We start from the raw sequence: 13,015 nt of genomic DNA, 5'->3' as shown, positions 1-13,015 counted from the left end.
CGTACTCAATCAAAAAACCATGACTTCCAATTAGGGCTTATTTTTAATAAATCCACCTCCCTCAAAACAGGAATACCAATCCAACTTTCACTACTAATTCTTAACTCCAACTGCTCTTCAGCATCAGCTATACTTTCCGTACCGACATCCTTCCCCCATTCCATAATTGATTTGAAAATTAGAGTTTTTATTTCCAGTAATCACCACAATCATTTTACTTCCTTTCTTCATCTGTTTACTAATGATTCTTGTATCATTGAAAGTGATAGAAGTTGGGTTGATGAGGGATGAGTAATTTACGTTCTTCCATGCTGTGTGTATGGCTTGCGAGTTAGATCTGATAACTTAAATGGAAGTATTTTCCTTCTGCTGTCAATTCATAAAGTAAGACGGAATAGTCGAAATCTTTTTTGTTGGATGTTATGAAATAGTGTGTTTTGAGTTCATTAAATATTATTGTATAATTGCCTCAGTTTCATAAATCAATTCCATTGTTAAATCTTTGTAATTATCTTATGATTCTAAAAATATAAAAACTAATGACGAAAACTAAAAACTAATTAAACATGAGCAAGTCTAAAACTAACTACATAGATTTAGAAGAAGATGACGATTATTCAATAGATTTTGCAGCGATAAATACAGGTCTAGAAGGATTTGATATAACACAAGCATTAGAAAGTGATGGCCTCGCATATAAATTGTCTTATACAGAAAAGCCAAAAGAAAAAGATGAACAAAAAGTTAGAGAGTCTACTGCTAAAGCCCAAGTAATACGACAAGAGGTTAAGCGTAACCTATCTACTCAAAAAAAAGCACTCCTTTTATATGGACCCCAACAAGGAGGAATTACATTTAGCTGCTCTAATCCAGAACATCCAACTTTTCAAAACACAATAGTTAAGTATAAAATTGTAAAGGGAGAGGGGTTTTCACATATCACCCAGAAAACAGGTATTGATGGAATAGAAATGCTTCAAGCTAACGCCCATAAAGGTTGGGAAGCGATTTGTGGAAAAAAAATCAAAGTAGCCAATAAGGAACGGTTAATATTTCTCCAAGAGGGGGAAGTAATCAACTTAGGATCTCTTAATACTGGTTTTCTTGAGAATATAGTTCGCAATATGTATGAGATGGGTGAAATACCCACTGTTACAAACGACTATATGTTATTAAAAAAGTTATATAGTTCTGAACAATCTACTAACGATATATTAGGTTTAGGAAGTCCATTTCAAAATTACCATAGATCTGCAAATAAAAGAAATGTCAAATTAGGAGAAGTTAAGGATGGTGATTCAGAATGGTTAGAAAAAACAATCCGTTATTTAATTACTGGTACTACAGATGAAAAATTAGAAAACTTAGGAGAAGGATCTCTAGAATTTACTTTAGAATTTACAGTTAAAGGTAAAATTGTAATTTTGTATGTAAAAGGAACTGCAGGACTAACCTCTGGTATTAGTGCAAGTCAAGGTGGAGTATCTACTACTATTAATTTTTATGTTAAAGCAGCAGCTGGAGCAGAAACAGATAAAGCTAATGTGGAAATTGGCGGTGGTTATAGTTGGAACAAACAACTTAATTTCAACTCAATAGATAATTTAGAAGAATATCTAAAATATCAGCTAGCACAAATTTTCATTACAAGTGAGGATGGAGAAAAAGAATATTTTAAAAAGCATAAAGGGATACCTGCATCTTTTGAAGAAGGAAACGCTAGACTATGGAATGTCTATAATTTAGGGAAATTAGAATCACAAACTGGTCAAGAAGTAGGGTATAATATTTCGGGATCAATTGCTGATGGTTCTGAATATGAAAAGTTTTTTTATGATAAAGAGGGTGAGATAGATCGTAAAAAATCATTAGATGCCTCTAAAGACTTCAAAAGGAAAGAATCAAAAGGACGTAATTTCAATCTTACTCTTTCAACAGAAGTTAAAGATATAATAGGGTTTCAGGTAAGTTTTGTAAGAACTTCAGCAAATGCAAATAAAGATGTAAATGGTTTTGATATTCTCCTAAATTTAGACCTACAAAAAGGGCTTATTGACAGGCTTAGTAAAAGTTTTAAAAACCTTAAAGATAATGAGCGTCAAAACAAAATAATTGAAAAACTAAAAGAGATACCAAACTCTAATTTGTTTAAAAAACTGCATGAAACCTTACAACAATTGATGGACAAAAATTCTTTTGTGATTGATAAAGTAAAAGGTACTGGTGGATTTGTATTTGATAATGTATCTAATGTATTGACCTCAATTGCTAATAAGTTTGTAGATATTGATAAACAACTTATAAACTATTTTTATCCTAATGGTGACGCTATGGATAATAAAATATACGGATCTACTGAAACAAAAATGATAGGTGCAGAGAGTAATTCAAGCATCTCTCTTTTCCTAAAATTTAGTAAATCGGATCATCAAATTTTTTATGAGTCGTTTCATATTTTCCAGAATGATTCTGCCGAAGTCAATATTAAGGATATTCCTTTGTATATGAATCCTGCTTTAAGGTTAAAAGTAACATTAGAAGCAAAGCTTGCTGCAGCAAATTCTCAACAAAAATACATTTCTTTTGGAGACAATTCAATCGCTCAGCTATCTGCCTATTACAATCAGATTAGAGGTGAGAAAGAAGAGGCTAATGTGGGTAGTGAAAAAGAAAAAGCTTTTGAATTAGAACAGCTTCAACGTTTATCCGGACAGGAAGTTACAGATTGGAAAGGAAACTATAAAGAAGATAAAGAGAGTCTTGTTTCTAAAAGTCCTAGTTGGGATAAGCTAATGAAAGAGCATCAAAGTACTTACCATGCGATCATCAATAACTTTGCTACGGCGATGCTCAAAAGTAAACACTCTAAGAATGATCAATGGCAAATGAGAGAGTTTCCAAATGGTTTTGATCTAACTTTTATGGAAAGGTATTTTGGTAAAAGTCCGTCTGACTTTTTTGAGAAGAAGACTGAAAAATTTATCCCTAAAGGAAGTATGATAGGAAGGACAGTTACTTTAAGTAATGAAGAAGAATTATATTCTTCATTTGAGGAAAAAGTCTTATATAACCTATATATCGATAAAGAACGATATGGATGGGAATTTTTTAAGTATAGAACAAAATAGAACAATTATGAAAAACTATATTATACTATTAGTTTCACTAATATTTATTACAAGCTGTGTAACATTAAGTGAGCAAGAGGCTGAAAATAAAATATTAGCAATTGCGGATAATCAAAAAAGTGGCTCATACAAAAATGTAGTAATAGAAAATGGACATTTCACTCACTATGTTGTTTGTAAGTACTATCAAACCGTTCCAAAAGAAATTTTAGCTTTCACAAAATTAAAGCGGTTAACTATTTCTTTTAATAAGGAGATGACATCAATTCCAGAGTTCATTAATAAATATGATTCATTGTATGAACTAAACATAATGTACAATGGAGTAACGAAGATTAATGACGATGCTTTTCATATTCCTACTTTGAAAGTAATGGACCTTTGTGATAATTTACTTCAAGATTTACCAACTTCTATTCAAGATTTAGATAATTTAAAGTCTCTAGATTTAAGTAATAACAAGTTTACTACCTTTCCCAAAGAAATTTTAAGCCTTAAAAATCTAAAGGTATTGAATCTAACAGGAAATCAAATTTCTACATTACCTGATGAGATTGGAGAGTTAGAAAATTTAGAAGAATTGTACTTAAGGGGAAATCCAATTGCTGAGTTACCAGCGAGTTTTAAAAAACTAAAAAAGTTGAAAATACTTTGGAGTGATGATACAAAACTCAAACATTTTCCTAAAATGCTTTGCGAAATGAAATCATTAGAAAAGATATTGATCAATGCAGATACTCTAAATATTCCTACTGAAATTGATCAACTCCGCAACTTAGACAAAATAAGAATGTATGATGGTTATGTCCCTTCACTACCATCAAGTATAGGTAATTTAAGCAAGTTAGAAACATTCCATTTTAAAAATTGTGATCTTAGTAAAGTAACCTTTCACAGCTCCTTTAAAAACCTAGATCATTTAAGGATGTTTGAAATAGAAAATGGTAATATAAGTACCTTTCCAAGTTTTCTTACAGATCTGGATTCCCTTAAAACATTAGGGTTAATAGGAAATAGAGAATTAGTTGCATTACAAGAAGGGTTAGTAAAATGTACCATTTTAGAACAATTAGATATTAATCATAATAGTCTTAAAAGCCTACCAATTGATATAGGTTACATTAAAAAATTACACTACTTAAATATTGAAGGTAACCGTCTAACAACTCTCCCTGTATCTTTAAGATACAACAAAGCCAACCTTGCAATACTTTACTACGGTAATCCATGGCAATGGCTTCCTAAAGAATTGGTCGATAATTTTGAGACAAATACGGGTAGAGGTTTGCCACCAGGGGAGGTTCGTTAAAAACTCAGCATGTATTTTACGATGCTCAAAAGTAAACACTCTAAGAATGATCAATGGCAAATGAGAGAGTTTCCAAATGGTTTTGATCTAACTTTTATGGAAAGGTATTTTGGTGAAAGACCTTCAGATTTTTTTAAGAAGAATGATGCTTTTAAGCCAGAAGGTAGTGTTAAAAATGGGGAAGTTGAAATAAGTAATAAAGATTTACTGTATGCTAATTTTGAGGAAAAAGTAATGTTTAACCTATATATAAATAAAGAACGATACGGATGGAATTTTTTCAAATTCAAGGCTAAATAACAAAAAACATGAAAAACTATATTATTCTATTAATTACTATCTTATTTACTTCAGGCTGTGTCAGTTTAAGTGAAAAAGAAGCTGAAAGTAAAATATTAGCCATTGCAGATAATCAAGAAGGTCCTTCTTATAGTAATAAGGAAATTAAAAATGGTCACTTTTATCATTATGTTGTATGTAATTATTATCAAACTTTACCAAAGGAAATTTTAGCTTTCACAAAATTAAAACGGTTAACTATTTCTTTTAATAAAGAAATGACATCAATTCCAGAGTTTATTAATAAATATGATTCATTATATGAGCTAAATATCATATATAATAGCGTAACAAAAATTGAAGACAATGCATTAAAAATTCCAACACTAAAAGATATTGATTTTAGTAATAATTTGCTTGAAGACTTACCCTCTTCGATTTCTAGCTTAGACAAGCTAGAAGAATTAGATTTAAGTAAAAATAAGTTTACCACCTTTCCCAAAGAGATTCTCAATCTTACGAATTTAAAGGTTTTAAACTTAAGCAAAAATCAGCTTTCTAGTTTGCCAGAAGAAATTGGCAACTTAGAGAATCTAGAAGAGTTGTACCTCAGAGGGAACCCTATCACTGAGTTGCCTGATAGTTTTAAAAATTTAAAGAAGTTAAAAATATTATGGTGTGATGATTCTAAGCTAAAAAACTTTCCAAAAATGCTTTGTGAGATGACTTCATTGGAGGAAATCTTAATAAACGGGGAAGACATGACTCTTCCAAAAGAAATTGATCAACTTCAAAACCTTAATTGGATTACTTTAAATGATGGGATTGTTGACAATCTTCCTATTAGTTTAGGTAGCCTATCAAATTTAGAAAACTTACATTTTAAAAACTGTGATCTTAGTAAGGTAACCTTTCATGCCTCCTTTAGAAATCTAGATCATTTAAGGATGTTTAAAATAGAAAATGGAAATATAAACGCCTTTCCAAGTTTTATTACAGACTTAGATTCTTTACGAATTTTGGGATTAAAAGGTAATAAAGGTTTAGTAGCATTACATGAAGGTTTATCAAATTGTTCAATTTTAGAAGCCTTAACGCTAGACCATAATAGCCTAAAAAGTCTTCCTTCCGATGTAGGCCATATTAAAAAATTACACTACTTAAATATTGAAGGTAACCGACTAACAACACTTCCTGTATCTCTAAGATACAACAAAGCCAACCTTGCAATACTTTACTACGGTAATCCATGGCAATGGCTTCCTAAAGAATTGGTTGATAATTTTGAGACAAATACGGGTAGAGGTTTGCCACCAGGGGAGGTTCGTTAAAAACTCAGCATGTATTCATTTCTTTTTGCGACAATTCAATCGCTCAGCTATCTGCTTATTACAATCAAATTAGAGAAGAAAAAGAAGAGGTTAATGTGGGTAATGAAAAGGATAAAGCATTTGAATTAGAACAGCTTCAGCATTTATCTGGACAGGAAGTAATTGAATGGAAAGGAAATTACAAAAGAGATAAAGAGAGCCTTCTTACTAAAAGCCTTATGCTCATAATGTAAAATCTAAATTTGAGATTGACGGGGTAGAAATTAAAATGTTGAGACGAAATAGACCTTCTGGTAATGCAATGAAACATGGACGATGTTTATTGGTTTTGCGATATCGGCAAGTATTATCGAAACATCACTAAAACAAATGTTAATGTCTGGAGAAAATGGACATCACGATAAATGATTAGATTTTGTGACTGCAAAAACAGGAACACTGTATTTTATTTCACCGAAAAGCTTCTTAGATAATATGAGTAATTAAACAAAGGTGATTACGTTATTTTAAAAATATATCTGGCGTTATAATTCTGTGCTTTCTTTGAACAAAAGAAATTAGTGATTTAACGTGAGCAGAAATATTTTACACTCTTTTATGTTTCAAGTGTTAATCCGTTAGGCGACACTTGGAACTAGCATATGGAAGAAGTCTTCCGACTTCAAACCTTATTTTCAGAAAAGAATCATTAGATTAAATAGTTGTCGAGTTGTAATTTTAAAAAGAACAATTACTTTGTTGCTATCTCTCAACGATCAGATAAGGGACCTCGCTAATTTTAATCAATATGCTAGAAATTGAAAAAGCAGATGTTTCTTTTAGTTCTTAATTAATTTCACAATTTTATTTTCATTATCACCTCTTAAATGAACGAGATATAAACCATTTTTTAAGCTTGAAATATTTAAATTTACATTGTCTAAAAACGAAATGTCTTTGTTCTGGAATATAGTGCCATTGACACCAATAATTTGTAAATATCTAAATTTTGATGCAAGTCTTTGAATAGACAATGTATTTGATGCAGGATTGGGGGAAACTGAGATATCTAAAATATTATTAGAGATAGAAGTAATATCTTCTCCATCTACGTCTTTATAAGGGTCGAAATGATAAAATAAAGAAAGTGTTTTTGTGTTGTTATTGAAATCGTATTCATCCATTGTATTGATAGTTTTATTATCATTACTCAATTGATTCCCAATAGTGAATGTTAATATATTTTCTCCACCACCAAGAGCACTATCAAGGTCTGAATAATGAACCATAATATCTACTTTACCACTAGTAGTAGTGTCTTTTAAAATAGCATACATAGAAGTTTCAGATATGATTCCTGAAGGGTATTTTCGTTCAATATTAATTACAATTTCCCTGTCTTCATTATCCCAAATTATCCCATCATTACCATATTGAATAGTAAATTTAGTAGAATCTTGTGAGTGGTGTAATTTATCAGTTGTACCATAAGTAGTATAAGTTACATCATCAATCCAATAATCAGATTTTTCTATTCCAATTGATAAAGCTGGATCGCCAACTAAAGTAAAATTTTGTAAGGCTTTAATTATGTTTGGACTACTATTTTGATCTATAAGTTGGTTTTGTAGTGCAACTATTATATCACCAATTGGTTTGCCAACATATTTATTATACGCTAATGTATAAAATTGATCTCCAATGGTCTCAGCATGGTAAGAATTAAGTAGAGAAGTGCTACCCCAGAAGCCAATTGCTCCATTCTTCTCAGAATTCACCCACCTTTCTCCAAGTACATCGTCGTGAGAAATAAAAACATTTCCCACACTACACCCCAACATAACCATGAAAGGGTATACAGTGTTATTGTAATTGTTAGTTTTATTATCAGGATAACCCAAAAAAAGCCCTGTTGTGGAGGTTGAACCATGCCCAAAGTAACTTATTATGCCAACTCCATTATTTAAATGTGAAGCAAAAGAACTTTTATCGAAAGTTCCGTAGTAAGTTCCATCATCTACTTTTTTAAGGTGAGTAACACTACCTGCTAATAGGCTATTTTTAAGAATATCTTTATAACTGTCATTGATTGCTGAAAACTGATTTATTTGATTAATACCTGAACCTCCACTTAAATGTAATGCTTTTCTTTTAGAGGCATTTCTAAAGTCCATATTTTCAAATTCTATTAATTTTGATAGGTATGCCCCAGCTTTAGATGCTGAAGTTGCTGATATTCTACCTATAGAAACGGTTGGCTTATCTACTAAATTAAAGACATAACCTTGATCTGTACAAGGATAACCATAAGAAGGAATGAGATTATCAATCCCTAGTAGTTGGTTTTTTTTGTGATGTTCATCTTCTTGAAGTCCTTTACCAAGTAAGAGAACATATTTAAGTTTTTTTCTTGATAACTCATCAATAGCTTTTTTCACTGCTAGAGAAGAGAAGTCACCATAAGAAAATGTATTAATTAGTGCATCAATATCAGCATGGTAAACGATATGTTCACCACCAGATTCTGAAGAACGGTAATCAGCATAAGCTTGAGCAACATTATTGAACGAGCCATAACTTTGTTGAGTTAATTGATGAGATATTAATAGGAAATCAGTTTCGTCTGTATCTTCAAAATATTCAAAATGTGCAACATGAGTTTCTAATGGATAGTTAAAACTTGAAGAATAAATTACTTTTCTCTCATTAATAGAATTTACAGGAGGTAAAACAGCACAAGAGTTGGTAACCTCTAATTCTATAGCATTGTATGGGTCTGTAATATCTAGTAAAATAATTTGTGAGTTATAATTATCAACTTTAATTTTTTTAGCACTTTTACCCAACCAGTACATTATTTGATCTTGTTGACTATTAAAATCTAATTTTTTTGGATATAATAAATCAAAATAGACAACACCAAACTGATTGGTTTGGTGTTGTCTATTTCTAGAATTTAGATCATGAGCAGATAGTATTAAATTGCCTTGGCCTGATATTGTGGTGATTGGTAAGTTATGAGTAAGTAATTTACTTGCACCATAACTTGGAACAACTTCGGTACCGAGTGTTGTTAAATTATTTGTGTCTTTACCGTATTTATATTCAATTTTATTGTCAAAATAAATATGACTTTTAAACCTTGTTTTTAAAATAATATCTTCATTACTAGTTATATCAATGCCATCGAGATTTATATCAAAAACGGTTTCAGTTTTTAACAATTGATAATTATATGAGGTCCAACCTCTTTCTTCATTAAATAGAGAAGAAAATACTGTACGTTCACTATTAATACCAAGACCTTTTGCATAACTACCTACAGAATAGTTTACATCATCACCTCTAAATAAGATAAGTTTTTTAGCAAAATAATTAACCTCATCAACCAATCCATTGGAGTTGTAATTACTATTATTAATTCGCTTTGGAGGTGTAAAAGAATTTACATTTGTATGATTTAAAAAATAAGCACTTTTATCTGTAAAAAAAGATACGTAGGGGTTAATATTATGCTCAGCATCATTAAATAAATCATGGTCCCCTAAAGAAGTATTTTTTTCTCCATAAAAGATAAAAAAATCTTCAGGGTCAAAGATATTATCATTATCAAAATCATCAATCTTAATAGCAATTTCTACTCCCCTTCTAAACAAACGGAGGTCATTCATTTCGATATTAGCAATAGGGAACCCAGTAGCTTTTAATTGATCATATGTAATTTTATAAACGCCATCTTCTTTAATAGTTATTTTATGAAAATTAGTGCTTTTGATTAATTCTCTCCACTCATCAATATTAGAATTTTGGCCAAAATTAGTAAGTGGTATAATTAAGAGGAATAGAAATAATTTTAAAGATATGAGCTTATTCATGATAATAATTATAGGTTGATGAGATGAGTCGTTTTTAATAAAATACAATATAAGCAGTTGAATTTTACTTAAAAATAGAAGAATTATTTCACTTATTTTATGATGTTTATATTTTATTAGGAACTGTTTTTTTATATTAAATATAATACGGAGTATACCTTGTAGTTTCTAACATGTACTTCTCTTTTTTAACCAATAAAAAACAAAATTAGTTTTTAAGTGCTTGATATTTAGTTACTATTTAACATTGTATCTTGTGTCTAGAATTATTTTTTTATTCTAGACTAGTTAATATTTAAATTATAGAGTGTAACAGGTCAATAAAAATATACAATCCATCAATACAGTACTACTTATGTTTACCATCAGTAAGTATATTTCAGCATCAAATCAATTAAAATAATGATGTATAAAAGATATATAACTATTCTCCTTTTACTATTATGCACAGGTTACATTACTAATGCACAACAGAAGAAAGGAAGATCACCCAAAAAGGAAATTATTGTTCCAGAAGGTTTAACGTATGAAGTACTGACTTACAGAGAAAGTACGCCCAAGAGAGCAACACAAATGGCAGTTTCTTATAGAGATGATGGAATAAAAGACAAGCCAGTAATTGTTTTTATTCATGGTGGCGGATGGGCCAAAGGAGATAAAGACGATGTAATGTATCAGGTTTTTAATGTAGCCAAAAGAGGGTTTGTAGGGGTAAGTATTTCTTACCGTTTAATTTCTGAAGCCCCTTTCCCTGCATGTATTGAGGATGTAAAGCAGGCCATTCGGTTTTTAAAGTCTAAAGAGGGAGAATTACCTATTGATGTAACCCGAATTGGTATTTGGGGGTATTCTGCTGGAGCACATTTGGCGTTAATGATTGGTTTATCACCTGATGAGTTATTTAAAACGGATGAATATTCAGCCTACAATACAAATGTAAAAGCTATAATGGCCGTGTCTGCTCCTACAGATTTTGTTACAAGAAGAGAAAAACAAGGGGCGTTGGCCTTCTTTACTGAAGAACAAAATAATAGTGAATTGTTTCAAGAAAATGTATCTCCACTATCTTTTATACATCAAAATCAGCCCTCTATTTATATGCTACATGGCACAGCAGACCCATTAGTAAAGCCTTTCCATTACAAAAATTTTGAAGCAGCTTGTAAGGAGAAAGGTGTCGATAATTTCGAGCTATTTGAGTTTGAAGAAAGGGGGCACATGTTTTATTTCAAAAGAAATAAAGAAACAAAACCGGCATTTAATGCTTTTTTACAAGAGGTAAAAGAAACGGTTCAATAAAGGAAATGAAAATCAAATTACCTCTACAACAAAGAAGGTAATTTGATTTTTTATCTTAATACTGTTCTTGATTTGAAGTAATAGTAAGGAAATAATAATCGTTGAGTAATTGATTAAGAAATTCCTTATGTCTCATATCAGAATCAATAGCTAACTGCACTTTCAGTTTATCTACTAATTTGTTTAATATTATTTGTTGATCTGTAGAATAATTGAGTGTTAGCCCTTTTCTAATCACTTTAATTTGTTGATCGCTTAAATTACTTGCTTGATAAAATTCAGGTTCATAATCTTCTGGAAACTCAGGGACCTTGAAAAGTTTTTTATTTATATTTTTCTTCTCAGAAATTACGATTGTTCCTGCTAAAATATCACCCAAACGTTGCCCTTTACCACCAAGTAGAATAGTAAAAACGGCAATAGAACCTTGTAATAGTGCAATATCAATTAAACGAAATACCCAACGTATCCCATATTGAGACATAGTAACTGAGTTGCCATCGATTGATGCCACTCTAATGTCCATCACTCGTTTACCTAAGGATTGTCCCTCTAAGAAAACCTCACATAAAAGATTGTAAGTTAAACTTACAATGGTCATGATAACTGCCCAAACTACAAACATTGTATCAGACTTATGCAGTACGATTAAAGGCACTAAAAATATTGCAGAAATGATTAAAAGATCAATTAAAAATGCACCTATTCGTTGAGTAATTGTTGCTTTCTGAAATTGAATATTTACATTCTGGCTGTTTTGAAAAGAAATTGATTCCATCTAAGTTGATATTAAAAAAATATGTATATTAGTGTCAACAAACTAATTATTTATGAAAGAACCAATATTTATTCTAAAAAACCAGAATAAATGGCAAACTATAGAACAAGCTTTAAACAAACCAACAGTTTCTCCCGATTTGCTTGCCTCTTATTATAAATCTCTGAGTGAAGATTTATCGTATGCGCAGACATTTTACCCAGAAAGTGAGGTAACATTTTATTTAAACGGTTTGTCTATAAAATACCATGAAAGAATATATACCAATAAAAAAGAGAAAACGTCTAGAATAAGAACATTTTGGATAGAAGAGGTGCCTTATGAAATGGCTCGCAATAGAAAACAGATATTGTATGCTTTAGCAGTCTTTTTAGTGAGTTGTGTTATAGGTGTGTTTTCAGCACATCATGATGGTGAATTTGTTCGTCTAATTTTAGGTGATGGTTATGTGAATATGACGCTTGAAAATATAGCAAATGGTAAACCCATGGATGTATATGCTTCTGGAAGTGAAATAGAGATGTTTACATATATCACCCTAAATAACATAAAAGTCTCTTTTTTAGCTTTTGCATTTGGGATATTCTCAAGTTTTGGAACGGGAGTACTTCTTTTTAGAAATGGTATTATGTTAGGCTCTTTTCAATATTTTTTTTATCAGAAAGGTGTTCTTGAAGCATCTTTATTAAGTATCTGGACGCACGGTACTTTAGAAATAACGGCGATAATTTTTGCTGGAGGGGCAGGGTTTGTACTCGGAAATTCTTTACTTTTTCCAAAGTATAAGAAACGAATGGATAGCGTAAAAGAAGGGACAAAGAGTGGACTCAAAATTATTATAGGTCTTATTCCCATCTTTATTATAGCAGGTTTTTTAGAGGGTTTTGTCACCCGACAAGTTGATTGGCCATTGCCTATACGTCTATTCTTTATTATTACTTCATTTAGCTTCATCATATTTTATTATTTCTATCATGCAAACAAAGTTTTTGAAAGACGACAAGTTTAAGGTCGCTTTATAACGCTTAAAAGTTGAA

10 protein-coding genes are annotated in these 13,015 nt (G+C 30.8%); 7 read left to right on the top strand and 3 right to left on the bottom strand.

The window, feature by feature from the left end; all coding sequences use genetic code 11:
• Positions 1-5: 5 nt before the first annotated feature.
• Positions 6-164, bottom strand: a complete 159-nt coding sequence (locus tag KM029_RS21775; RefSeq protein WP_158631177.1) for a hypothetical protein — start codon at positions 162-164, stop codon at positions 6-8.
• Between the two features lie 402 nt (positions 165-566).
• Here KM029_RS21775 and KM029_RS21770 point away from each other — a divergent pair, with 402 nt between their 5' ends.
• The 5 genes from KM029_RS21770 to KM029_RS21750 all read left to right on the top strand — a co-directional run bounded on the left by KM029_RS21770 (position 567) and on the right by KM029_RS21750 (position 6,280).
• On the top strand, positions 567-3,128 hold the full coding sequence (locus KM029_RS21770) for a hypothetical protein (protein WP_144075920.1): 2,562 nt from the start codon (positions 567-569) through the stop codon (positions 3,126-3,128).
• Between the two features lie 7 nt (positions 3,129-3,135).
• On the top strand, positions 3,136-4,437 hold the full coding sequence (locus KM029_RS21765) for a leucine-rich repeat domain-containing protein (RefSeq protein ID WP_158631176.1): 1,302 nt from the start codon (positions 3,136-3,138) through the stop codon (positions 4,435-4,437).
• Between the two features lie 21 nt (positions 4,438-4,458).
• Complete coding sequence (locus KM029_RS21760) at positions 4,459-4,737, top strand: hypothetical protein (RefSeq protein WP_144075918.1); 279 nt, start codon at positions 4,459-4,461, stop codon at positions 4,735-4,737.
• 8 nt (positions 4,738-4,745) lie between these two features.
• Positions 4,746-6,047 carry a leucine-rich repeat domain-containing protein gene (locus tag KM029_RS21755; RefSeq protein ID WP_144075917.1) on the top strand — a complete coding sequence of 434 codons (1,302 nt, stop codon included), beginning with the start codon at positions 4,746-4,748 and terminating at the stop codon, positions 6,045-6,047.
• A gap of 95 nt (positions 6,048-6,142) precedes the next feature.
• Entirely contained in the window at positions 6,143-6,280 is a 138-nt protein-coding gene (locus KM029_RS21750; protein ID WP_158631175.1) for a hypothetical protein, read from the top strand.
• A 585-nt stretch (positions 6,281-6,865) separates the two neighbouring features.
• Here the strand turns inward: KM029_RS21750 and porU2 are convergent.
• On the bottom strand, positions 6,866-9,901 hold the full coding sequence (gene porU2, locus KM029_RS21745) for a putative type IX secretion system sortase PorU2 (protein WP_144075916.1): 3,036 nt from the start codon (positions 9,899-9,901) through the stop codon (positions 6,866-6,868).
• A gap of 402 nt (positions 9,902-10,303) precedes the next feature.
• On the opposite strand from porU2, the gene KM029_RS21740 reads away from it, so the two are divergent.
• The gene (locus KM029_RS21740; RefSeq protein ID WP_144075915.1) at positions 10,304-11,200 is read left to right on the top strand and encodes an alpha/beta hydrolase; all 897 of its coding nucleotides are present in this window, start codon (positions 10,304-10,306) and stop codon (positions 11,198-11,200) included.
• Positions 11,201-11,255: 55 nt separating this feature from the next.
• Here the strand turns inward: KM029_RS21740 and KM029_RS21735 are convergent, their stop codons facing one another.
• Positions 11,256-11,978, bottom strand: coding sequence for an RDD family protein (locus KM029_RS21735; RefSeq protein ID WP_144075914.1), 723 nt, complete (start codon positions 11,976-11,978; stop codon positions 11,256-11,258).
• 52 nt (positions 11,979-12,030) lie between these two features.
• Here KM029_RS21735 and KM029_RS21730 point away from each other — a divergent pair, with 52 nt between their 5' ends.
• The gene (locus KM029_RS21730; RefSeq protein WP_144075913.1) at positions 12,031-12,987 is read left to right on the top strand and encodes a stage II sporulation protein M; all 957 of its coding nucleotides are present in this window, start codon (positions 12,031-12,033) and stop codon (positions 12,985-12,987) included.
• The last annotated feature ends 28 nt before the right edge of the window (positions 12,988-13,015 follow it).

The sequence above is a fragment of the Flammeovirga kamogawensis genome (assembly GCF_018736065.1).
In the GTDB taxonomy this organism is placed as follows: Bacteria; Bacteroidota; Bacteroidia; order Cytophagales; family Flammeovirgaceae; genus Flammeovirga; species Flammeovirga kamogawensis.
The sequence above is the reverse complement of the archived record's forward strand: the minus strand, read 5'-3'. Positions and strand labels throughout refer to the sequence as shown.